This window comes from Streptomyces sp. NPDC060049, from assembly GCF_042736715.1.
Taxonomy (GTDB): Bacteria; Actinomycetota; Actinomycetes; order Streptomycetales; family Streptomycetaceae; genus Streptomyces.
The window spans coordinates 294,898-318,277 of sequence record NZ_JBHWVV010000008.1 but is presented as its reverse complement, the minus strand read 5'-3'; the positions used below and the strand labels follow the sequence as shown (position 1 = coordinate 318,277).

Sequence of the window (23,380 nt, the reverse complement as noted above, 5' to 3'; positions counted from 1 at the left end):
CCCGTACAGGGCCCGGGCGAGGGGTTCCCCGCGCACGGGCCCTCGTACGGGCGGCGGCCCCGCGACCGGCCGGTGCCGGTCCTGTCGTCACCGTGGGGCCGGGCAGTTCGGGAACGCTGGGGCTCAGGCGGCCGGACCGGGCCCGGTGGCCGCCCCGTTGAGGGCCTCCAGGTCGCTCCTGCGCACACGGATCACCAGCAGCGCAGTGACGAGCGCTACGCCCGCCATGGCCACGGCCGCGATGAAGGCGGTCGCGATCCCGCGGGTGAGGACCACGTCCCCCCAGGGGTCGGCCATCCGGCCCGTCTGCCGGAAGAGCGCCGCCTGGGCCTGGTCGGCGTGCGCCATGAAGTCCGGGGCCTGCTTCCCGGACTCGTTCCTGCTCGCCGTGCCGAAGACGGTGACCAGGATGGACAGTCCCAGCGAGCCGCCGACCTGCTGGCTGGCGTTGAGCAGCCCGGACGCCGCGCCCGCCTCCTGAGGGGCGATGCCGGAGACGGCCGTCAGGGTGAGGGTGACGAAGTTGAGGCCCATGCCGAAGCCGAACAGCAGCATCGGGCCCAGTACCCCGGAGAGGTAGGAGCTGTCGGGCTCGATGAAGGTCAGCCACGCCAGGCCCACGCCGGTGAGCGCCGACCCGGTGACCATGAACGGCTTGGGGCCGAAGCGGGGCAGCAGGCGCTGCGAGATCCCGGCGGCGGTGATGATGGCGACCGTGATCGGCAGGAAGCCGATGCCGGACTGGATCGGGGAGAAGCCCAGCACGTTCTGCACGAACTGGACGATGAAGAAGAACATCCCGAACATCGCGGCGGCGAGGCTGAGCATGACCACGTAGGTGCCGGTGCGGTTGCGGTCGGCGAACATGCGCAGCGGGATGATCGGATCGGGGGCCCGGGACTCGATCAGCACGAACGCGGCGAGCAGCGCGACGGCGACGCCGAAGGAACCGACGGTCAGGCCGTCGCTCCAGCCGTCCTGGGAGGCACGGATGAATCCGTAGACGAGCGAGGCCATGCCGCCGGTGGAGGTGAGCGCCCCGGCGATGTCGAAACGGCCGGGATGACGGTCGGACTCGCTGATGTAGAGCGGGGTCAGGAACGCGATCAGCAGCCCTATCGGCACGTTGACGAAGAAGACCCAGCGCCAGTCGAGCCACTCGGTGAGCATGCCGCCGGCCAGCAGCCCGATGGCGCCGCCGCCCGCGGAGACGGCGGCGAACACACCGAAGGCGCGGTTGCGTTCGGGCCCCTCGGGGAACGTCGTGGTGATCAGGGCGAGCGAGGTCGGCGAGGCGATGGCGCCGCCGACGCCCTGGAGGACGCGGGCGGCGAGCAGCTGCCACGGCTCCTGGGCGAAACCGCCGAGCAGCGAGGCCAGGGTGAAGAGCAGGATGCCGGTCAGGAACACGCGCCGGCGGCCGAGGATGTCGCCGGCGCGGCCGCCGAGCAGCAGCAGGCCGCCGAAGGCGAGCGTGTAGGCGCTGATCACCCAGGACAGGTCGGTGGTGGACATGTCGAGGTCGGTCTGCATGTGCGGGAGCGCGATGTTCACGATCGTCGCGTCGAGGACGACCATGAGCTGGCAGGCGGCGATGACGGCGAGCGCCACTCCAGTGCGCCCCTCCCGGCGGGCCGCGCCCGGTATTCGGGACTTGGAGAGCTGAGGAGTCGTCACTGTGGATCCCCCCAAAGTGAAATAGTGAACTCAGGCGTTCACATCGAGCCACGCTAGGAGTCCGCCTTAGTGAACGCAAGCGTTCACTAAGGCGGAAAATGCGTGCGAGGGTCGCGCGAGCCGGGCGGAGGTAACGGGAGTGATGGGTTCGCGCTGGTCACAGGCGCCCGCGGCACGCAGGCGCGGGCCCGAGCTCGAACGGGCGATTCTCGACGCCGTGTTGGAGCAGCTGGGCGCCGTGGGCTGGAACGCGCTCACCATGGAGGGTGTGGCCTCCGGTGCGCGCACCGGGAAGGCGGCGCTGTACCGGCGCTGGCCCTCGAAGGCGGATCTGGTGGCCGACGCGCTGCGGACGCGGCTGCCGCCGCTCGGCCAGATCCCGGACCTGGGATCCGTGCGCGAGGACCTCTACGCGCTGTGCGTGCGGATGCGGGACGTCATGCGCTCACGAGCCGGTCAGGCTCTGCATGTCGTGCTTCACGAGTGCGACCCCAGTCATGCGGGCCGCTTCCACGGCCTGATCTGGTCCGGGCTGCACGAACCGGCGCACCGGCTGATCGGCGAGCTGGTGCGGCGGGGAATCGACCGCGGGGACGTCCGGACGGACGCGACAGGTCCGTTTCTCGTCGAGGTCATTCCGGCGATGATGATGTACCGCGCGAAGGTGTGCGGGAGCGAATGGCGGGACGCGGACATCGCCGAGATGATCGACGAGGTGATGGTGCCGCTGCTCAGGGTGTGAGACGGGCGGGGACCGGGAGGCGCCCCGGGAAGGCTCGGGGTGTATCGGGGGAAAGGTCCGGGGAGGGGCCGCGGAGCGGTCGGGGTGGAATCGGGGAAGGCTCGGGGAGGGGTCGGGGTGTGCAGGCGGCTCGGGGCGGCGTAATCTTGCTGGCGCCATGCCGTACGAAGCACCCACTCACACCGTCGAACGCTCCCTCCGAGCGACAACCGGCGCCAAGGTCATCGCCGGGGTCGACGAAGTCGGACGAGGGGCCTGGGCCGGTCCCGTCACCGTATGCGCGGCGATCACCGGTCTGCGCCGGCCGCCCGCGGGACTCACCGACTCGAAACTGCTCACCCCCAAGCGACGCGACGCGCTCGTCGTCGTCCTGGAGGAATGGGTCACGGCCTATGCCCTGGGGCACTCCTCGCCGGAGGAGATCGACGCGCTCGGCATGACCGCCGCCCTGCGCCTCGCCGCGGTGCGCGCCCTCGATGCGCTGCCCGTGCGGCCCGACGCGGTGATACTCGACGGCAAGCACGACTACCTGGGTGTGCCCTGGCAGGTCCGGACGGTGATCAAGGGTGACCAGTCCTGTGTCGCCGTCGCCGCGGCCTCGGTGATCGCCAAGGTCCGGCGCGACCGGATGATGGCCGAAATCGGTGAACAGGGCGGCGGGATCGAGGACTTCGCTTTCGCCGCCAACGCCGGATATCCCTCGCCCGTGCACCGGGCGGCGCTCGAGGAGATGGGGCCGACCGCGCACCACCGGCTCTCGTGGTCCTACCTCGACGCGCTGCCCCGTTGGCGCCACCTCAAGAAGGTGCGCCGCAGCGAGGAAGCGATGGAGCTGGAAGACGGAGGCCAACTCGGCTTCGATTTCTGATCGCACGCACGTGCCACCAGCCGGTACGTTTCGTACCGGTGTTTGAAAGATGTCAACTCCTGCCTTTCACCCCCGCCCCGAGGAGCCTCAGATTCCCGAGAGTGCCCAGGGTCCCCGCGTCACGCCGGCCGCGAGCCGCACCGCGCAGACCCCCCGTCCCGTACCTGGTCCGCGTCCCGCCGCCGTTCCCCGGCCCGGACGCCCCGGCCCCGTCCGGCCCGCACCGCCCGTGCAGCGTGCGCCGCAGGCCGCCCCCGGACCCGTTCCCGCAGCCGCCACCGCACCGTCGGTCTCGGCGGCGGTACCGCAGGTCCAGCTGATCCCGGCGTCCGCCGAGGGTGCGCTGGACGCGGCCGAAGAAGCCGTGGACCTGCTGCTCGACACCGGGCGCGCGCCCGGCGACATCCTGGTGCTCACCACCGGCGACCCGCACCCGTGGGCCGCGCACGAGCTGTCCTTCGGCGAGGCCGCCTACTGGGCCCTGCACGACGCCCGGGACGACGTCTTCTACGCGGACGCGACGCAGGCGCAGCGTGCCGCGGGCCGTCCCGTCGTGGTCTTCGCGGCCAACGGCGGACCGGCCGACGCAGCCGCCGCGACCCTGCCGGCCGCGCTCGCGCGGGCGGGTGCGCTGCTGATCGTGTGCGGCGAACCGCAGCAGATCAACTCCGTGCTGGGTGCGGGCGTCTGACGCCCTGCAGTCCCGCACGGTCGAGGGGCGGGCGGGGCGAACAGCCCGCCCTGCCGCAGTCCGAGGCCTGACCAGCCGTACGCCCGACCCCGGGTGTACGGCAGTTGGGCGTGCCCGCGCACACAGGGCGTCTCCCAGCGGCGCGGCGCTCCTACGGGGTTCAGCGCGCGGCGGTGCGGCGCAGGGCCTCCGCCGCTCCGCCGCCCGTGCGCAGGGCGAGCGGGGCGAACCCGGCGGCTGTTTCGCCGAGGCGCTCAGGCCGTGAGTCCGAGCTGGGCCGGCGGCCGCCGCGGCCTTCGCCCAGGACCTGCCAGCCGCCGCGGGTCAGCGTGATGTACGCGCCGCAGCGCAGCCCGTGCAGGGTGCAGGCGTCCCGCAGCCCCCACATCCAGGCGCCGTCCTCCTCGGTCCACCGGTCGTCGCCGTCGCGGCAGTACAGCAGCACAGCGGTCCGCACCGGGGTCCGCCGCCGCAGGTCGTGCGGGATGACCCGGCGCAGGCGCGAGAGCAGGGCGTTGCGGTAGTCCCAGCCGTCGGCCGAGTCCGAGCGCTGCACGAAGGAGGCGCTCGCGACGAGTCGCTCCTCGGGGCCGAGCACGGCTATGACGGCGGTGGACGGTACCGGGCTGTGGCGCGAGTGCAGACCGCTGACGACCTCGCGCGGATTGCGCAGCAGCGGGACGCCCGACGCCGTCCACTCGGAGGGTTCCAGCAGCCTGCCGTGCCGGCTGGCGCCGCCGGTGGCCGTGATCAGGGACGTGGTCGAGGGCGGGGCGAATCCGAAGGTCACGGTCCTCCCTTCGGGTACACGCCCGCGGACGGGCACGGCTGGAGTGCGGGCACGCCGCGGCTCGCCCCGGAGGGTGCCGTCGAGCCGAGCGGGAGCACTGCAATTCTCGCGTGGCCCGTGAGCATGCGGCAACGAGCAATTGACGCCGTCGACCGGAATTCGCCGGTATGCCGTTCATATCCTTGCCCCGCCACGCCGAAGATGACTCATTCGGCTACGGCTGAAGCGCCAGTACCAGCGGGAACACCCCCTTGGCGCCCGCCCGCCGCAGCAGCCGGGCGGCGACCGCGAGGGTCCATCCGCTCTCGGCGCGGTCGTCGACGAGCAGGATCGGACCGGCCGTCTCCCCCAGCGCCGCGGCCAGTTCCGGCGGAACGGTCAGAGCCTGGTGGAGGCCGCGCACCCGCTGGGCGCTGTTCGAGGAGGGCAGGCCGAACTCCGGTGCCTGGTCCGTGTAGGCGATCGTGCCGAGCAGGGGCATCCGTCCGACCTCCGCGATGCGCGCGGCCAGTGAACCCACGAGTTGGGGGCGACCGCGCGAGGGCAGCGCGACCACTGCGACCGGACGCGCGGTCGCGTCCGCGGCCCCGGAGGCCCAACCGCCCGGGCCGCGGGCCCAGTCGGCCAGAACGGCCACGACAGCCTGTGTGACGTCGTCCGGAACGGGCTGGTCCGGCGCTCCCGGCGCGAGCATGGGGCGCAGCCGGTTGCCCCAGCCGATGTCGGAGAGTCGGCCCAGCGCACGGCCCGTGGAGGCCTGCTCGCCCGCCGGGATACGGCCCTTGAGGTCGACGCCGACCGCCGCGAGACCCGTCGGCCACATCTTGCGGGGCTCCAGTTCCACACCCGGCCGGCCGAGCTCCCCGCGGGCCGTGTCCAGCGCGGTCGAGGAGACCTCCGCCGTGAACCGGGCCCCCGCGCAGTTGTCGCAGCGGCCGCAGGGCGCGGCCTCCTCGTCGTCGAGCTGGCGGCGCAGGAACTCCATGCGGCAGCCGGTGGCCGCCGCGTAGTCCCGCATGGCCTGCTGCTCGGCGGCCCGCTGCCGTGCCACCCAGGCGTAGCGCTCGGCGTCGTACGCCCACGGTTCGCCCGTCGAGGTCCAGCCGCCCTTGACCCGGTGCACGGCGCCGTCGACGTCGAGAACCTTGAGCATCGTTTCCAGCCTGGTGCGCCGCAGGTCGACCAGCGGCTCCAGGGCGGGCAGGGACAGCGGCCGGCCGGCGTCGGCCAGTACCTCGAGGGTGCGGCGCACCAGCTGTTCCGGCGGGAAGGCGACGGAGGCGAAGTACTGCCAGATCGCCTCGTCCTCGCGCCCCGGCAGCAGCAGCACCTCCGCGTGCTCCACACCGCGGCCGGCGCGGCCGACCTGCTGGTAGTAGGCGATGGGGGATGAGGGTGAGCCGAGGTGCACGACGAAACCGAGATCGGGCTTGTCGAATCCCATGCCGAGCGCCGAGGTGGCCACCAGGGCCTTGACGCGGTTGGCCTGCAGGTCGTTCTCGGCCTGCTCGCGGTCGGCGTTCTCCGTCTTGCCGGTGTACGAGGAGACCGTGTGGCCGCGGTGGCGCAAGTACGCGGTGACCTCCTCGGCAGCGGCCACGGTCAGGGTGTAGATGATCCCGGAGCCGGGGAGATCGCCGAGATGGTCGGCGAGCCAGGCCAGCCGGTGCGCCGCGTCGGGCAGTGTCAGCACCGCCAGACTGAGGCTCTCGCGGTCCAGGGGGCCCCGGAGGACGAGCGCGTCCGTCCCGGCCCCGGTACCCAGCTGCTCCGCCACGTCGGCGGTGACCCGGGCGTTGGCCGTGGCGGTCGTGGCCAGGACCGGGACGCCCGGCGGGAGATCGGCCAGCATGGTGCGCAGGCGGCGGTAGTCGGGGCGGAAGTCGTGCCCCCAGTCGGAGATGCAGTGGGCCTCGTCCACCACGAGCAGACCGGTCGCGGCGGAGAGCTTGGGGAGCACCTGGTCGCGGAAGTCTGGATTGTTGAGCCGCTCGGGACTCACCAGCAGGACGTCGACCTCGCCCGCGGCGATCTCGGCCTGGATCGACTCCCAGTCCTCGGGGTTGGCCGAGTTGATGGTCCGGGCGTGGATCCCGGCCCGTGCGGCCGCTTCCACCTGGTTGCGCATGAGAGCGAGCAGCGGTGAGACGATCACCGTGGGGCCGGCTCCGCTCGCCCGCAGCAGCGAGGTGGCGACGAAGTACACGGCGGACTTGCCCCAGCCGGTGCGCTGCACCACCAGGGCCCGGCGCTTGTCCGCGACGAGGGCCTCGATCGCCCGCCACTGGTCCTCGCGCAGCCGGGCCCGCCCCGTGGGGTCGCCCACGAGGCGGGCTAGTACGGAGTCGGCCGAGGACCTCAGGTCTGCGTTCATACCCCCATGCAACCCGATGGCTCTGACATACCGCGAATGCCGCTCTGGGCCTGTGGATGTTGAAGGGTGGATTTGTTCGAGATCCGTTCGAGGTCGGCTCCGGAGTTATCCACAGGGGTTTCCGGATTCGGCCGCGCACGGGACCTTCGGGGCATGACGAACAACCACGAACCACGCATCCCGTCCGACCGGTCTTCCGCCGGCCACTCCGGAGCCGCCGACGCGCCCCGGATCCTCCTGCGCAGTCCCGCCGAACTGGCGGACGCGCTGCCCTACATGCTCGGCTTCCACCCGACCGACTCCCTCGTCATGGTCGCCGTCCACGGCGAGGGCGGACGCTTCGGAGGCCGCCTGCGGGTCGGTATCCCTCCCGCCTCGACGGAATGGGAGGACACCGCACGGCAGGTCGCCGACTGCCTGATCCGAGGCAGTGAGCGGCGCGGCACCAAGCCCGACGGCATCATCGTCTTCCTCTGCCAGGATCCGCGCGGGGACGAGGGCGCGCAGCGGGTGATGACCCGGCTGCGTCCGCTCGCCCAGGGGATCCGGCTGGCTTGCGGGGCCCTGGACGTGCCCGTCCTGGAGGCCCTGTGCCTCTCCGCCGGGCGGTACTGGTCCTACTGCTGCCCGGACGAGCGGTGCTGTCCCGCCGAGGGAAGCGCGCTGGCCGCGCCCGGCACCTCGGTGATGGCCGCCGCGGCCACCTTCGCGGGGCTGCGGGTACGGGGCTCCCTACGGGAGATCGAGGGCAGGCTGACTCCGCTGCGCGGGAAGGTGGCCGAGGAGATGGAAGGAGCCCTGGACCGGGCGGCAGCGGCCCTGGTTCCGAAGATGCTCGACGGCGCCACCCGGGAAGAGGTCGGCGCGGAGACCGTCCTGCTCGCCCGGGCGCTGATGCGGCGCATGACCCTCGCCCCGCCGGTCGAAGGCGGCACCCGTGCCGACGACTGGGACGACGCGCTGCTCGGCCACGAGGAAGCCGCCACGCTCATCCTCGGACTCCAGGACCGGGAGATCCGGGACGTCGCCGCCGAGTGGATGGAGAACGACGAGGCGGCTCCCGCCCTACGCCTGTGGCGAGCGCTGGCAAGGCGGTGTGTCGGGGCTTACGGGGAGCACGCGGCGGCCCCGCTCACCCTGGCCGGCTGGGTCTCCTGGTCCACCGGGGACGAGCCGACCGCCCGGGTCGCGCTGGGGCTGGCGCTGCGTGCCGACGACGAGTACCGCTTCGCGCAGCTGCTCCACCACGCCTGCAACGAGGGGATCGATCCGGAAGGCCTGAGGCAGTGCCTGCGGGAGGAGCGGCGACGGCGCGAGCCGCGCCGGGGACGTCTCTCCGCCGGTTCCCGACGCGATGTCACCAGGCCGCCCGGCCGTCGGAGCCGGACGGCCCGCCGCGAGTCCGGCCGCACCGCGGGGAGCGGACAGTGAACCGGGGCGTTGGCCGACGCGGGTCCCCGTACCGGGATCACGACCAGGGCCGGGAGGGCGCCAGGGCAGGGTGGCCGAGGCGGTGGGCATGGGGTTCGGCGATCGCGTGCGCCTTCCCGGGCCGACGGCCGGCACGGCGGCCGTTCCCCCGACGGGCGCAGCCGCCGTCGAGGCCCGTGACCCGGGCGGGGCCATGGGCGTTGGCCTGGGAGGCGGTGAGGGCCCGGCCGCGCCGCCGCCCAGCCGACCCGACCGGAGCGCAGACAAGGCGACGCATGTTGCACCCCGTACCCCCCGCCCGCGTACCCCCCTCGCCTCCGCCCTCCCGCAGGCCCGACCTTCCGCCCGTGCACGGCGCCGTCGTCTGCGTCGCGGCGCCGTGCCTGGTCGTCTCGCCGGAGCACGGCCAGCTCACCGGGCGCGGCATCGACGGGGTGTACCGCTCCGGGCGCCGACTGCTGTCGCGTTGCGTGCTGCGCGTCGCCGGCCGGGACCCGGTCGCGGTGCAGGGCCGCAGCCTCGGCGCCGACCGGGCAGCCTTCACCGCGACCGTCCGGACCGGAGCCGAGGCCGGCCCCGACCCCGACGTGGGGGTGGAGCGGGTCCGGCACGCCGACGGCACCGAGCGGATCACCCTGCGCAGCTTCACCGCCCGGTTGCTGCGCTTTCCCGTGGAGATCCTGCTCGGCACCGATCTGGCGGAGCTGGCCGAAGTCGCCGCGGGCCGGGCGGGTCCCGAGCTGCCCGCCGCGGTGCACGCCGCCGGGCTGCGCTGGACCAGCGGCGGGGCCCAGGCCGTCACCGCGGCCGAGCCGCCTCCGGACGACGCGGTTGCCTCGGCCGGACTGCTGCGCTGGCAGCTCGAACTGCGTCCGGGCGAGACCCGCACCATCGAACTGCGGACCACGGGGGACCGCGGGGCGCGTGCCCCCGCCGGACAGGTGGCCAATCCGCTGGCCGACGACGCCCGCGCGGAGGGCGACGACCCGAGGGCCGGGGCCTGGTTCCGCACCAGCCTCCAGGACCTGGGGGCGCTCCTGCTCAGGGACGCGAAGGACCCGGCCGACGCCTATGCGGCGGCCGGGGCGCCGTGGCGGCTCGGACTGGCCCCGGCGGAATCCCTGTGGGCCGCCCGTATGGCACTCCCGCTCGGCACGGGGCTGGCCGCCTCGACCCTGCGCGTCCTGGGCCGCACCCAGACCGGTGGCCGGGGCGCCGACGCCGGAAAGATCCCGGGACCGCTGCGCGGGGCCGGGCCGCAGTTGCCCCCGGGCTGCACCGGGACCGAGGCCACACTCGCCTTCCCGGCGGTGCTCGCCGAAGCCCGGCGCTGGGGGATGCCCGAGGCGGAGGTGGCACAGCTGCTGCCGGCCGCCGAGCGGTGCCTGGAGTGGCTGCGGGGAGCCCTGGGGGAGGACGGCTTCCTCGCCGACCCCGAGCCGGGGCCGCGCCGCTGTGAAACCCAGGCACACGCCCACCGGGCCGCGCTGCTGGGCGCCGACCTGCTCGACGGGTGCGGGCGGCCCGGAGCCGAGGAGTGGCGGGACAGAGCGGCCTCCCTGCGGGAGCGGTTCGCAGCCCGGTTCTGGATCGACGGCCCGGACGGCGGCCGGCCCGCGGCGGCCCTGCATCCCGACGGACGGCCGCTGCCCCGGCTGACGGGGGCCGCAGCGCACCTGCTGGACACCGGGCTGCTCGGCGGGGGCCGGGTCGCGCCCGGACTGCTCGACCGGGTCCGCACCGAACAGCTGGCACGGCTGCTCGGGGCCCCCGCCATGGACTCCGGGTGGGGACTGAGGAGCATGGCGGTCCGTGAGCCGGGGCACAATCCGTTCGGCTACCGCTCGGGCGCGGTGCGGCCGTACGAGAGTGCGGTCGCGGTGGCAGGACTGGCCCAGGCAGGCTTCGAGAAGGAGGCCACCGGACTGCTCCGGGGGCTGGTGGACGCCGCTGAGGGCTTCGGGTACCGCCTTCCGGAGATGTATGCGGCCGAGCAGCGCACCACGGGCAGTGCTCCGCTTCCGCATCCCGCGGCCTGCCGTCCGGCGGCCGTCGCGGCCGCCGCCGCGATCCACGTCCTGACCGCCCTGGCCGGAATCCGGCCGGACGCACCGGGGGGCACGGTCGCACTCGCTCCGCTCGCAGGGGCTCCGCTCGGCGAGCTGCGCCTCTCCGGGCTGCGGGTCTCGGGGGAACCCTTCGCCGTCAGGGTCAGCCGGCTGGGTCTCGGCATGGTGGAGGAGGCGGCCGATGTGCTCCAACTGGGGGGCTAAGGGCTGTCCCGTAATCCCCGGCGGGCGCACGACGACAGCTACGGCACCTCGCCGCGTTGTCGGAACGCCCGAATACGCCCAGTGTGCGGACGCTCCTCCGCCTTGCGGGGCACCGCATCTGACGCCGCGCGCTGATCCACCGGGGATTACGGGACAGCCCGTAGGGGGAGCCCTGTGCCCAGGTGCGGGCCTCGCACTCCGGTCCGTGCGCCGGGCCGCGGCTTCCGGTTCGATGGCTCGAGGATCACCAAAGCTCTGTTTATCGTCAGGCAGACGACTATGATCGCGGCATGTCGCCCTACGACCCGTCGGCCTTCCCGCCCTTCGCCGTCACCGTCGACCTGGTCGTGCTCACCGTGCGGCGCCACGCGCTCTGCGCGCTGGTGGTCCGGCGGGGCGAGCAGCCCTTCCAGGGACGCTGGGCGCTGCCCGGCGGATTCGTGCGGGGCGACGAGGACCTCGCCGCGGCCGCGGCCCGCGAGCTGTCCGAAGAGACCGGCCTGTGCGCCCACGACCCGGCCGCACCCGATGTGGGCAACGGCGCGCATCTCGAACAGCTGGCGACCTACGGCGATCCGAAGCGCGATCCGCGCATGCGCGTGGTCAGCGTGGCGCACCTGGTGCTGGCTCCGGATCTGCCCGCGCCCCGGGCCGGCGGTGACGCCAACAGCGCGCGCTGGGCCCCCGTCGACGAACTCCTCTCCGCCGCCGGACAGGACGGCGGCGGACTCGCCTTCGACCACGAGACGATCCTCGCCGACGGAGTGGAGCGGGCCCGCTCGAAGATCGAGTACTCCTCCCTGGCCACGGCCTTCTGCCCGCCCGAGTTCACCGTCGGCGAGCTGCGCCGGGTCTACGAGGCGGTCTGGGGCGTTGCCCTCGACCCGCGCAACTTCCACCGCAAGGTCACCGGAACCCCCGGGTTCCTGGTGCCGGCCGGAGGGACGACGACCCGTCAGGGCGGCCGCCCCGCACAGCTTTTCCGGGCGGGCGGGGCCACGCTGCTCAACCCGCCGATGCTGCGCCCGGAGGTCTGACTCTCCGGCAAGTACGCCCGGGCCCAGGTGGGGAGCCGGGCCGGCCCGCTGCTCGGAGCCGACACGGACGATTCCCGACGGTAGGTGCGCTGAAAATCGGACATATCGCGTTATCTTGTTAGCGGTAATCACCCTGCCGCAGAGCGGTCTCACCCCCCGCGAGAGAAGCGATGCTCCAGGCCATCGGACTCACCAGCACCTCCCGTCGCGGCCTTCCACCCCTCGTGGACGACCTCACCTTCGAAGCCCATGCCGGGAGCGTGACCGCGCTGCTCGGCGACCCCGGCTCGGGCAAGACCACCGCGCTGCGGCTCATGCTCGAGCTCGAACCGGGCCGTGGAGTCACCTACTTCCGCGGGCGCCCCCTGCACCGGATCCCCCATCCGGGCCGCGAGGTCGGCGTACTCCTCGGCGACCTTCCCGGCAACCCGTCGCGCACCGTACGCAGTCAGCTGCGGATGCTCTGCGCCGCGGCCGGCGTGCCGGCCTCCCGGGCCGACACCATGCTGGAGGTCGTCGGCGTCGCCGGTCTGCGTGACGAGCGGCTCGGTTCGCTCTCGCTCGGCATGGAGCGCCGGGTCGCCCTGGCCGCCGCACTGCTCGCCGACCCCTGCACGGTGCTCCTGGACGAGCCCGCCGCCGGACTCTCCCCCCGCGAGAAGAGCTGGCTGCACGGGCTGCTGCGCGGCCATGCCTCCCTCGGTGGCGCGGTGCTCTTCACCACTGACGACGCCAAGGAGGCCGCGCGCAGCGCGGACCGGGTTGTCAGCATCGAGGCGGGTCGGCTCGTCGCGGACCAGGACGCCGCCGACTTCGCCCGGACGCGGTTGCGGCCGCGGGTGGCCGTGCGCACCCCGCACGCCGCCCGGCTGGCCGACGTACTGGGCCGCGAGGCCCGGGCGGCGCAGCGCGCGGTGGAGATCGTCGAGGAGAGCGGCAGCCGCCTGTCCGTGTACGGCAGCAACTGCGCCGAAGTGGGCGAGGCGGCCTTCCGGCACGGCGTGCTCGTCCACCAACTCGCCGACGAGACCGGCGACGCCGGCGCGCCGCCGTCGCTGCCGCGCGCCCGGGCCGCCTCGGGCGCCGACGCCGGGGTGGCGGACACCGAAGGGCCACCGGCCGAGTCCGGCGCCGGAGGCGACGGCCAGGGCCGCGATCGCACACGCTCCGTGCGGTCCCGGGCCCGGCGTCCCTCCTCCGCCGTGCGCCGGGTCGGCGGCCCCCTGCGGCCCCTGCGCTACGAACTGCACCGGGTCTTCGGCACCGCCGCCCCGGCCCTCACCGCGGCCTTCGTCCTCGTCGCGTCCGTGGTTACGGCGCTGGTGCTTGCCCGGGCCGGCCACACCGGGCAGAACCGTTTGCTCGCGGCCTGGCCGGAGTTGCTGCCCCTGCCGCCCGCGGCTCTGGGGGCCGGCCTGCTCGGCGCCCTGGCCTTCGGCGAGGAGTACCGCTACCCCGCGCTCGCCGCCGACCGCGGCACCGTTCCGCGTCGGCTCGGGCTGCTCATCGCGAAGCTCGGCGTCAGCGGGCTTCTCGCGCTCCTGTTCGGCGCCCTCGCCGTGACCGCCGACGCCGCCGCCCTGGCGCTGGTCTTCGGTGGCGGCCCGTTGCGCGCACCGGCGGAGTGGGTCTCCCCGGCCGCGAGTTGGGCGGGTCTGCTTATCGGCTGCGCCTGGTCCGGCGTGCTGGCCTCCGGAGTCTTCCGGTCCGCTGTCGCAGGCTTGGCCGCGGTGCTCGCCGTACCGGTGATGGTCGTACCGCTGGTGCGCAAGGCGCTGGACGGGCCGTCCGCGTACCCGGTGACCGGACTGGCCGAAAGGCTGCGCGGTCTCGCCTGGGCGCAGTGGCCTCCGGAGGCCGACCGCCTGGTCCTCGGGGTGCTTCGGGTGATGGCGCAACCGGTCGGCACGGCCCTGGTGTTGTCGCTGATGGTCCTGTTGTGCGCCTATGGGTTCACAGGACTGCGCGGCCGCGTTCGTTTGTGAAGGATCGTTGCTGATCGATCCGATGCAGGAGAAGTCCCAACGGGACCGATGCGGTTCACATCGCGCCTCGCGGATCGCAACTCCACGTAAAAGGCCCGGTTCTTTATGATAAGTCGTCAATTGCGTAGGTGGCACCGATCACCCTTTCGTGTGCTTTTCACCAAAGACCTCAAGGGTCGTGGAAGCACGGCCGACAAAGGATTCGTGAGTACCCTTGCGCACACCATGATGACCGCCGCCCGCCATGCCGATTCCGGCCTCGCCGGCCCGGGCGAACTCGACCGCTACCCCTACCCGGAGGCCTCCGGGGCCGACCGCGTGGGAGTGCCCCACTGGGACGGATCCGACGTCGAGTTGAGCCGCGTCGGCCGCCGCGCGGCAGGCAGCCGCGGCCGCGGACTGCACGGCCAACTCGTCCAGCAGCTCGGCCAGATGATCGTCTCGGGCGACCTCGGAGCGGACCGCCCGCTGGTCCCCGAGGAGATCGGCCAGCGGTTCGAAGTCTCCCGCACGGTCGTCCGCGAATCGCTGCGGGTCCTCGAGGCGAAGGGCCTCGTCAGCGCTCGCCCCAACGTCGGTACCCGGGTCCGTCCGGTCGCCGACTGGAACCTGCTCGACCCCGACATCATCGAATGGCGCGCCTTCGGCCCGCAACGCGACGACCAGCGCCGCGAACTGGGCGAACTCCGCTGGACCATCGAACCGCTCGCCGCCCGCCTCGCCGCCGGCCACGGCCGCCCGGACATCCAGCAGCGCCTCGCCGACATGGTCGAGATCATGGGCCACGCGCTCGGTCAGGGCGACTCGATCACCTTCGCGCGCGCGGACAACGAGTTCCACTCGCTCCTGATCCAGGTCGCGGGCAACCGCATGCTGGAGCACCTGTCCGGCATCGTCTCCGCCGCCCTTCAGGTGTCGGGCAACCCCTTCGTCGCCTGCGACCGCCCCAGCGAGACCTGCGTCGCGCACCACGCGCGCATGGTCGAGGCCATCGCCGCCGGTGACGCGATCGGCGCCGAGAACGCCATGCGGCAGCTCCTGACGGTGCATCCGGAGGTCGAGCGCGTGGTTCCCGCCCCGCGCGAGCACTGACGGGCGCGCACGGCGGCGCTCACGGAAGGGTGCTCACGCAAGAGCGTGCGGAGGCGTCGAGGTCGTCGGCCTCCGTCCGGCCCCTGGAGCCTCGGACGGGCCCCGGAGGGTCCGGGACGGAGGAGGGGGAGGGGCCCGGCGGCATCGGCGGCGCCCGCGTCCGGCCCTTCGCCCCGGGCCCCGCCCCGAGACCGCCGGGGCGCCGGTTTCGGGTAGTCGTCCGACTTGCCAAAACATGGCGTGTCCGGACACACCGGACGTACATAAATCGCGGTATGACCGGCATGGCATCAAAGGGGGTGTGACTCGGGCCACGAAGATTGGGCGTAACGCTCTGCGAGGTCACGCGATGACCTAAGAGGTGATGGCCGACGGAGGGAACACAGCAGCCCTTGCGGGTGCTGTGCAGCTCCCCGGCCCCTGCCCGCGCCCCCGGCCCATCCCCAGTCGGTGGTCGTCGGCTCCGGTCCAGCACCACCAGGCCCGGGGTCGGAAGCCGTTTCCATCGTTCCGAGAGGTTGTTCGTGTCGGCCAGCACATCCCGTACGCTCCCGCCGGAGATCGCCGATTCCGAGTCTGTGATGGCGCTCATCGAGCGAGGCAAGGCCGAGGGGCAGATCGCCGGCGATGACGTGCGTCGGGCCTTCGAGGCTGACCAGATTCCTGCGACCCAGTGGAAGAATGTTCTGCGCAGCCTCAACCAGATCCTCGAGGAAGAGGGTGTGACGCTGATGGTCAGTGCCGCGGAGTCGCCCAAGCGCGCCACCCGCAAGAGCGTCGCGGCGAAGAGCCCCGTCAAGCGGACGGCCACCGAGCCCGTAGCCAAGACGGCGGCCGCGACGACGGCGGCCGCGCCGGCCGCGGACGTGGCGGCCCCGGAGGCCGAGGCGCAGGCCCCGGAGACCGTGGACGCCCTCGCGGAGGGGACCGCGACCGAACCCCCCGCCAAGAAGGCGGCGGCGAAGAAGACCGCGGCCAAGAAGGCCGCGCCCGCCAAGAAGGCCGCGGCCAAGAAGACGGCGGCGAAGAAGACCGCCGCCAAGAAGGACTCCGACGACGGCGACGAGGAGACCGCGGGGGAGGGTCCCGCCGCCAAGGCCGAGTCCGAGGAGGAAGAGGAAGGCGCCGAGAGCAAGGGCTTCGTCATCTCGGACGACGAGGACGACGCCCCGGCCCAGCAGGTCGCCGTGGCCGGCGCCACCGCCGACCCCGTCAAGGACTACCTCAAGCAGATCGGCAAGGTCCCCCTTCTCAACGCCGAGCAGGAGGTGGAGCTCGCCAAGCGCATCGAGGCCGGACTCTTCGCAGAGGACAAGCTCGCCAACTCCGACAAGCTCGCGCCCAAGCTCAAGCGCGAGCTGGAGATCATCGCCGAGGACGGCCGCCGCGCCAAGAACCACCTGCTGGAGGCCAACCTCCGCCTCGTGGTCTCGCTGGCCAAGCGCTACACCGGCCGCGGCATGCTCTTCCTGGACCTGATCCAGGAGGGCAACCTGGGCCTGATCCGCGCCGTCGAGAAGTTCGACTACACCAAGGGCTACAAGTTCTCCACCTATGCCACGTGGTGGATCCGGCAGGCGATCACGCGCGCGATGGCCGACCAGGCCCGCACCATCCGCATCCCGGTGCACATGGTCGAGGTCATCAACAAGCTGGCCCGCGTCCAGCGCCAGATGCTCCAGGACCTGGGCCGCGAGCCCACTCCGGAGGAGCTGGCCAAGGAACTCGACATGACCCCCGAGAAGGTCATCGAGGTCCAGAAGTACGGCCGTGAGCCGATCTCCCTGCACACCCCGCTCGGCGAGGACGGCGACAGCGAGTTCGGTGACCTCATCGAGGACTCCGAGGCGGTCGTTCCGGCCGACGCCGTGAGCTTCACGCTGCTGCAGGAACAGCTCCACTCGGTGCTCGACACGCTGAGCGAGCGCGAGGCGGGCGTGGTCTCCATGCGGTTCGGCCTCACGGACGGCCAGCCCAAGACCCTCGACGAGATCGGCAAGGTCTACGGGGTCACCCGTGAGCGCATCCGCCAGATCGAGTCGAAGACCATGTCGAAGCTCCGTCACCCCTCCCGGTCCCAGGTGCTGCGCGACTACCTGGACTGACCCGCTCCGGCCGGCCGGGCGTTCCCCGCAGGTCGTCGCCGGTGGCCGCGCGGGTGCGCGCGGCCACCGGGCGACCCACTCTGGGTGGAGTAATGCACACTCGGAGTCAGGAGGCCTCATGCGTCGTCCCTTTGCCCGTGTCCTGGCGGGTGCGCTGACCCTGGTGGCGGGAGCGGCGGCGGCGCCGCTGAGTCAGGCGCCGCGAGCCGCGGCGGACAGCGTGGTGATCGGCGGAAAGCCGGTGAAGGTGGCCGATGCCCCGTGGGTGGTGGCCCTCGCGAGCCGTGACCGGTTCGGGGGTACGCGGGGCGGGCAGTTCTGCGGGGGTGTCCTCGTCGCTCCGACCAAGGTGCTGACCGCGGCGCACTGCCTGGCGCGCCAGGTGCTCGGCGGCCCGGTCGACTCCGTCCGCGACTTCCGGGTGATCACCGGTCGTACGGAGCTGCGCGCCGCGGAGGGACGGGAGATCGCGGTGCGTTCCGCCCGGGTGAATCCCGACTACGACCCGGGCAGCAACGCCGGCGACCTGGCCGTACTGGAACTGGACGAAGCCGTACCCGCGCAGTACGTGCTGGCGATGGCCGGCCCGGGACATCCGGCGTACGGCGCGGGGACGGACGCCGCCGTGTACGGCTGGGGCGACACGAGCGGATTCGGTGACTACGCGTACGCGCTGCGGGCGGCCAGGGTGACGGTGCTGTCGGACGAGGTGTGCGGACGGGCCTACCCGGGGGACGCGGACGGACAGTACCGGGCCGACTCCATGGTGTGCGCGGGGGACCGGGAGGGCGGCAAGGACGCCTGCCAGGGCGACAGCGGCGGGCCGCTGGTGGCCCAGGGGCGGCTCATCGGGCTGGTGTCCTGGGGGCGCGGCTGCGGGCGGGCCGACAGTCCGGGGGTGTACACGCGGATCGCCCCGCTGCTCGGCTTCGTCGCAGAGTTCACCCCTGGCCCACAGGCGGGCCGGGGGAGCCGCGCCCGTCCGGATGTCCACGCGGGCCTGGGGGAGGGCGTACGGCCCGCTCAGGGGCCCGGAAGGGGCCTTTCGCCGGACATCCGGCCGGAGCCGCGGCACTGAGCCTGATCCGCGTGCGGGCATGAGGACGGGCGGTGCCTCTGGGTCTCAGAGGCACCGCCCGTCGACCGGCCTGGCCGGTCCTGGCTCGTCGGATGCGAGGTATAGGCCTTGTGTCAGCGGTCCTCGGGTTCGGCGGCGGCGGCCGCCGGAGCGGACGTAAGCCGCTCGGTCTCATCCTGTATTTCCGCGGCGATCTTCTTGAGTTCCGGCTCGAACTTGCGCCCGTGGTGGGCACAGAAGAGCAGTTCACCGCCGCTGAGCAGGACGACGCGCAGATATGCCTGGGCGCCGCAACGGTCGCATCGGTCAGCGGCCGTCAGCGGGGTCGCGGGTGTCAGAACAGTAGTCACGTCGCCTCTTCTCTAGCTCGACGAGCTGTCGTACCAGGGTCAACATCCAACCAGGCCGAAAACGTTCCCGCTCGCGGCTTTTCCTCGAAACTTCCTTCCGAAGCTGGCCGGCTGTTGCCGGTTGGCGGCGAAGGAACCGTATGGCGTTGCTTTACGGTTTCGCGTTGTCAGGTCGTTCGCTTGTAGCAGTTCTGCCCTCTCCGGCTGAGTGCCGGTTGTTCATGAGGACGTGCCCGAACACTAAATGGTTCATGCGCGGAAGGGAACGTGATGTTTCCTTCACCCTCTCGGGGGATCGAACACCCGTGCGCATCTGGACTAGGCTGCGGAAGGGCGTGGGGTGGCGTTGCATCGGCTCTACCAGGCCTCGGTACCCTTCCAGCGGCAGCCGAGCCACCCCTGCGCCCGACCGGGCCAGACGAAGAAATTCAGCGAGGAGCGAACTGCGTGACCGCCGACACGTCCGTGCCTTCCAGCGCACTGCTGACCGGAGCAGACCGGGACGGCTCCAACTACACCGCGCGGCACCTGCTCGTCCTCGAAGGCCTCGAGGCCGTCCGCAAGCGCCCCGGCATGTATATCGGGTCCACCGACAGCCGTGGCCTCATGCACTGCCTCTGGGAGATCATCGACAATTCCGTCGACGAGGCCCTGGGCGGGTACTGCGACCACATCGAGGTGATCCTCCACGAGGACGCCTCCGTGGAGGTCCGGGACAACGGCCGCGGCATCCCCGTGGACGTCGAGCCCAAGACCGGCCTCTCGGGCGTCGAGGTCGTCATGACCAAGCTGCACGCCGGCGGAAAGTTCGGCGGTGGCTCCTACGCCGCCTCCGGCGGCCTGCACGGCGTCGGCGCCTCCGTGGTCAACGCGCTCTCCGCCCGCCTCGACGTCGAGGTCGACCGGGGCAGCTCCACGCACGCCATCAGCTTCCGCCGCGGCGTCCCCGGAATGTTCACCGAGCAGGGCCCCGACAGCCCCTTCGACCCCGCCAACGGCCTGCGCAAGGTCAAGCGGATCGCCAAGGGCAAGACCGGCACCCGGGTCCGGTACTGGGCCGACCGCCAGATCTTCCTCAAGGACGCGAAGCTCACGCTGGACACGCTGTACCAGCGCGCCCGCCAGACCGCCTTCCTCGTCCCCGGCCTGACCATCGTCGTCCGCGACGAGCGTGCCCTGGAGGGGTCGGGCAAGACCGAGGAGACCTTCCGCTTCGACGGGGGCATCAGCGAGTTCTGCGAGTACCTCGCCCAGGACAAGGCCGCCTGCGACGTCCTGCGCCTGACCGGCACGGGCACCTTCAAGGAGACCGTCCCGGTCCTCGACGACCGCGGCCACATGACCCCCACCGAGGTCACCCGCGATCTCGGCGTGGACATCGCCCTGCGCTGGGGCACGGGCTACGACACCAACGTCAAGTCGTTCGTGAACATCATCGCCACCCCCAAGGGCGGCACCCACATCTCCGGCTTCGAGCGCTCGATCACCAAGACGGTGAACGAGGTGCTGCGCTCCGCGAAGCTGCTGCGCGTGGCCGAGGACGACGTGGTCAAGGACGACGCGATGGAGGGCATGACGGCCGTCGTCACCGTCCGCCTCGCCGAGCCGCAGTTCGAGGGCCAGACCAAGGAGGTGCTCGGCACCTCCGCGGCGGCCCGGATCGTCGCGGCGGTCGTCGCCAAGGAGCTCAAGGCGTTCCTGACCTCCACCAAGCGCGACGACAAGCAGCAGGCCCGCGCCGTGATGGAGAAGATCGTCGCGGCGGCCCGGACCCGGATCGCCGCCCGCCAGCACAAGGAGGCGCAGCGCCGCAAGACCGCGCTGGAGACCTCCTCGCTGCCCGCCAAGCTGGCCGACTGCCGCAGCGATGACGTGGAGCGCAGCGAGCTCTTCATCGTCGAGGGCGACTCGGCGCTGGGCACCGCGAAGCTCGCGCGCAATTCGGAGTTCCAGGCGCTGCTGCCCATCCGCGGCAAGATCCTCAACGTCCAGAAGTCGTCGGTCTCGGACATGCTCAAGAACGCCGAGTGCGGGGCGATCATCCAGGTCATAGGAGCCGGCTCGGGGCGGACCTTCGACATCGACGCCGCCCGGTACGGGAAGATCGTGCTGCTCGTCGACGCCGATGTGGACGGCGCGCACATCCGCTGCCTGCTGCTCACGCTCTTCCAGCGGTACATGCGGCCCATGGTCGAGGCCGGCCGGGTCTTCGCCGCAGTGCCGCCGCTGCACCGGATCGAGCTCGTCCAGCCGAAGAAGGGCCAGGACAAGTACGTCTACACGTACTCGGACAACGAGCTGCGCACGACCCTGCTGGAGTACCAGCGCAAGAACATCCGCTACAAGGACTCGATCCAGCGCTACAAGGGCCTCGGCGAGATGGACGCGGACCAGCTGGCGGAGACCACCATGGATCCCCGCTTCCGCACCCTGCGCCGGATCAACATCGGCGACCTGGATTCGGCCGAGTCGGTCTTCGACCTGCTCATGGGCAACGAGGTGGCCCCGCGCAAGGAGTTCATCACCAGCTCCGCCGCCACCTTGGACCGCTCGCGGATCGACGCCTGACCCGAGGCCGGACCACGGGTGCCCTCCGGCGGCACCGCCGGATTCCTGGCACACCGGTGCTCTTCACTCCATCACCTGATGGAGTGAAGAGCACCGGTACACCAGTCCGGAAAGCGTCCCTCCCGCACATCCTTGTGGGCACGCGGCCAATGCGGCGGCGGACAAGGAGAGTTCGGTGGACAAGCACGAAGGTCGTGATGCCGGAACGATCCGGCTGGACGACCCCTGGTACGACGCGCTCGCCGTCGGATGGGGCGAGGGCGCGGGTGCCGGCGCAGGCGAAGGCTCCGGCGGATCGGCCGGTGAGGGCGCGGAAACGTCACCGCCGCGCTCCGGACCCGGCGGTCCGCACGCGCCCGGCGCCTCCGACATCTACCTCGAAGTGCAGCGCAGCGCCGCCTTCCAGGAGGTGCGCAGCCGCTACCGGAGGTTCGTCGTCCCCGCGACCGCCGGCTTCTTCCTCTGGTACGTCGCCTACGTGATCGCGGCCACCGCGGCGCCCGGGATGATGGCCCGGCCCGTGGCCGGTTCCGTCAACGTGGCCCTGCTGGCGGGCCTCGGGCAGTTCCTCAGCACCTTCCTGCTGACCTGGGCCTACGCCCGGCACGCACGGCTGCGGCGCGACCGCGCGGCCCTGGACCTGCGCTGGACGGTCTTCGAGCAGGAGCAGGTCCGCCGCGCCGACGCCGGGGAGCGCACCCGGGCGCGGGGGGCGGGCCGGTGACCACCGAGCACCAGACGCTGGCGCTGCTCCTGTTCGGCGTCTTCATCGCCGTCACGCTGGGCATCACCACGTGGGTGAGCCGCAACCGGCACGGTTCGGCGGAGGAGTTCTATGCGGGCGGGCGGCTCTTCTCCCCCATGGAGAACGGTTTTGCCATCGCCGGCGACTACATGTCCGCCGCCTCCTTCCTCGGCATCTCCGGCCTGATCGCGCTCTTCGGTTACGACGGCCTGCTGTACTCGGTGGGCTTCCTCGTCGCCTGGCTGGTGGTGCTCTTCCTCGTCGCCGAACTCGTCCGCAACTGCGGCCGCTTCACCCTCGCCGACGTGGTCGCCGCGCGCATGAGCGAGCGGCCGGTGCGGATCGCCGCGGGGACCTCCTCGGTCGTCGTCTCCGTGCTGTACCTCGTCGCGCAGATGGTCGGCGCGGGCAGCCTGGTCGGCCTGCTGCTCGCCGATTCGGGCCGGACCGCACGGACGCTGACGGTGATCGGGGTCGGCGCGCTCATGGTGATCTACGTGTCCTTCGGCGGCATGCGGGCCACCACCTGGATCCAGATCGTCAAGGCCGTGCTGCTGATGGGCGGTGCGATCACGCTGACCGTGCTGGTGCTGCTGCGCTTCCACGGGAACTTCGACCAGCTGCTCAGCACCGCCGCCGAGCGCAGCGGCCACGGGAGCCGATTCCTGGGCCCCGGGCTCAAGTACGGAGGCGACTGGACGGCCCGCTTCGACTTCATGAGCCTGGGACTGGCGCTGGTCCTCGGTACGGCCGGGTTGCCGCACATCCTGTCGCGCTTCTACACCGTGCCGACGGCGCGGGCGGCCCGCCGGTCGGTGGTGTGGGCGATCGCGCTGATCGGCGGTTTCTACCTGATGACCATCGTGCTGGGCTTCGGGGCGGCGGCGCTGCTCGGGCCGGAGCAGGTCAGGGCCTCCAACGCCTCGGGGAACACGGCGGTTCCCCTGCTCGCGGCGTTCCTGGGCGGAGGGGCCGAATCGACGGGTGGCGCCGTGCTGTTCGCTTTCGTGGCGGCCATCGCCTTCGCGACCATCCTCGCGGTGGTCGCGGGGATCACCCTGGCGTCCTCGGCCTCCGTCGCGCACGACCTGTACGCCTCCCTCAAACGCCGCCACGCCCGACAGCGCAGTGAGGTGGCGGTGGCCAGGGTGGCCGCCGTCGGGATCGGGGCGGTGGCGATCGCACTGGGGCTGCTGGCGCAGGACCTGAACGTGGCGTTCCTGGTGGGGCTGGCCTTCGCGGTGGCGGCCTCGGCGAACCTGCCGGTGCTGCTGTACTCGTTGTTCTGGCGAGGCTTCACCACGCGGGGTGCCGTCTGGTCGGTGTACGGCGGGCTCGTGCCGGCGGTACTGCTGGTGCTGTTCTCTCCGGTGGTCTCCGGCAGCCCCGAAGCGCTCTTCCCGGGGATGGACTTCCAGTTGTTCCCGCTCCAGAACCCGGGCCTCGTGTCGATCCCGCTGGGCTTCCTGGCGGGCTGGCTGGGCACGGTCACCTCGGCGGAGGAACCGGACGAGCGGCGGCACGCGGAGACGGAGGTCCGCTCCCTGACGGGGGCCGGGGCGGTATGACACCCG

General features: G+C 72.3%; 17 protein-coding genes. 13 read left to right on the top strand and 4 right to left on the bottom strand.

All coding sequences use genetic code 11. The features are described from left to right. Window positions 1-123: 123 nt before the first annotated feature. On the bottom strand, window positions 124-1,677 hold the full coding sequence (locus ACFWBY_RS17745; protein ID WP_385340026.1) for an MFS transporter: 1,554 nt from the start codon (window positions 1,675-1,677) through the stop codon (window positions 124-126). Between the two features lie 139 nt (window positions 1,678-1,816). On the opposite strand from ACFWBY_RS17745, the gene ACFWBY_RS17740 reads away from it, so the two are divergent. From ACFWBY_RS17740 to ACFWBY_RS17730, 3 genes are all read left to right on the top strand, one after another. Beyond that, on the top strand, window positions 1,817-2,419 hold the full coding sequence (locus tag ACFWBY_RS17740; RefSeq protein ID WP_385340025.1) for a TetR/AcrR family transcriptional regulator: 603 nt from the start codon (window positions 1,817-1,819) through the stop codon (window positions 2,417-2,419). A 157-nt stretch (window positions 2,420-2,576) separates the two neighbouring features. Next, complete coding sequence (locus ACFWBY_RS17735; protein WP_385340023.1) at window positions 2,577-3,287, top strand: ribonuclease HII; 711 nt, start codon at window positions 2,577-2,579, stop codon at window positions 3,285-3,287. 49 nt (window positions 3,288-3,336) lie between these two features. Continuing rightward, on the top strand, window positions 3,337-3,978 hold the full coding sequence (locus ACFWBY_RS17730; RefSeq protein WP_385340021.1) for a hypothetical protein: 642 nt from the start codon (window positions 3,337-3,339) through the stop codon (window positions 3,976-3,978). A 160-nt stretch (window positions 3,979-4,138) separates the two neighbouring features. Here ACFWBY_RS17730 and ACFWBY_RS17725 read toward each other — a convergent pair whose 3' ends face one another. Beyond that, on the bottom strand, window positions 4,139-4,768 hold the full coding sequence (locus ACFWBY_RS17725) for a hypothetical protein (RefSeq protein ID WP_385340019.1): 630 nt from the start codon (window positions 4,766-4,768) through the stop codon (window positions 4,139-4,141). Between the two features lie 214 nt (window positions 4,769-4,982). Next, window positions 4,983-7,142: a RecQ family ATP-dependent DNA helicase gene (locus ACFWBY_RS17720; protein ID WP_385340017.1), complete on the bottom strand. Its 2,160-nt coding sequence runs from the start codon at window positions 7,140-7,142 to the stop codon at window positions 4,983-4,985. A gap of 153 nt (window positions 7,143-7,295) precedes the next feature. Here ACFWBY_RS17720 and ACFWBY_RS17715 point away from each other — a divergent pair, with 153 nt between their 5' ends. From ACFWBY_RS17715 to ACFWBY_RS17685, 7 genes are all read left to right on the top strand, one after another. Next, complete coding sequence (locus tag ACFWBY_RS17715) at window positions 7,296-8,573, top strand: DUF4192 domain-containing protein (protein ID WP_385340015.1); 1,278 nt, start codon at window positions 7,296-7,298, stop codon at window positions 8,571-8,573. Between the two features lie 275 nt (window positions 8,574-8,848). After that, on the top strand, window positions 8,849-10,846 hold the full coding sequence (locus ACFWBY_RS17710) for a glycogen debranching N-terminal domain-containing protein (protein ID WP_385340013.1): 1,998 nt from the start codon (window positions 8,849-8,851) through the stop codon (window positions 10,844-10,846). A gap of 290 nt (window positions 10,847-11,136) precedes the next feature. Continuing rightward, on the top strand, window positions 11,137-11,883 hold the full coding sequence (locus ACFWBY_RS17705) for an NUDIX domain-containing protein (protein WP_385340011.1): 747 nt from the start codon (window positions 11,137-11,139) through the stop codon (window positions 11,881-11,883). A gap of 170 nt (window positions 11,884-12,053) precedes the next feature. Then, entirely contained in the window at window positions 12,054-13,868 is a 1,815-nt protein-coding gene (locus tag ACFWBY_RS17700) for an ATP-binding cassette domain-containing protein (protein ID WP_385340009.1), read from the top strand. 150 nt (window positions 13,869-14,018) lie between these two features. After that, complete coding sequence (locus tag ACFWBY_RS17695; protein WP_385340008.1) at window positions 14,019-14,960, top strand: FadR/GntR family transcriptional regulator; 942 nt, start codon at window positions 14,019-14,021, stop codon at window positions 14,958-14,960. Between the two features lie 524 nt (window positions 14,961-15,484). Next, a complete protein-coding gene (locus ACFWBY_RS17690; protein WP_385340007.1) occupies window positions 15,485-17,065 on the top strand; it encodes an RNA polymerase sigma factor in 1,581 nt (526 codons plus the stop codon). A gap of 118 nt (window positions 17,066-17,183) precedes the next feature. Next, window positions 17,184-18,143 carry a S1 family peptidase gene (locus ACFWBY_RS17685; protein WP_385342127.1) on the top strand — a complete coding sequence of 320 codons (960 nt, stop codon included), beginning with the start codon at window positions 17,184-17,186 and terminating at the stop codon, window positions 18,141-18,143. 113 nt (window positions 18,144-18,256) lie between these two features. On the opposite strand, the gene ACFWBY_RS17680 is transcribed toward ACFWBY_RS17685, so the two are convergent. Further along, complete coding sequence (locus ACFWBY_RS17680; RefSeq protein WP_267723820.1) at window positions 18,257-18,493, bottom strand: hypothetical protein; 237 nt, start codon at window positions 18,491-18,493, stop codon at window positions 18,257-18,259. A 447-nt stretch (window positions 18,494-18,940) separates the two neighbouring features. Here ACFWBY_RS17680 and ACFWBY_RS17675 point away from each other — a divergent pair, with 447 nt between their 5' ends. The 3 genes from ACFWBY_RS17675 to ACFWBY_RS17665 all read left to right on the top strand — a co-directional run bounded on the left by ACFWBY_RS17675 (window position 18,941) and on the right by ACFWBY_RS17665 (window position 23,374). After that, the gene (locus tag ACFWBY_RS17675; protein WP_385342125.1) at window positions 18,941-21,061 is read left to right on the top strand and encodes a type IIA DNA topoisomerase subunit B; all 2,121 of its coding nucleotides are present in this window, start codon (window positions 18,941-18,943) and stop codon (window positions 21,059-21,061) included. Between the two features lie 175 nt (window positions 21,062-21,236). Next, window positions 21,237-21,785 (top strand): DUF485 domain-containing protein, encoded by a 549-nt coding sequence (locus tag ACFWBY_RS17670; RefSeq protein WP_385342123.1) that lies wholly within the window; start codon window positions 21,237-21,239, stop codon window positions 21,783-21,785. Further along, on the top strand, window positions 21,782-23,374 hold the full coding sequence (locus ACFWBY_RS17665) for a cation acetate symporter (protein WP_385342121.1): 1,593 nt from the start codon (window positions 21,782-21,784) through the stop codon (window positions 23,372-23,374). The genes ACFWBY_RS17670 and ACFWBY_RS17665 overlap by 4 nt, the downstream gene beginning before the upstream one ends. The last annotated feature ends 6 nt before the right edge of the window (window positions 23,375-23,380 follow it).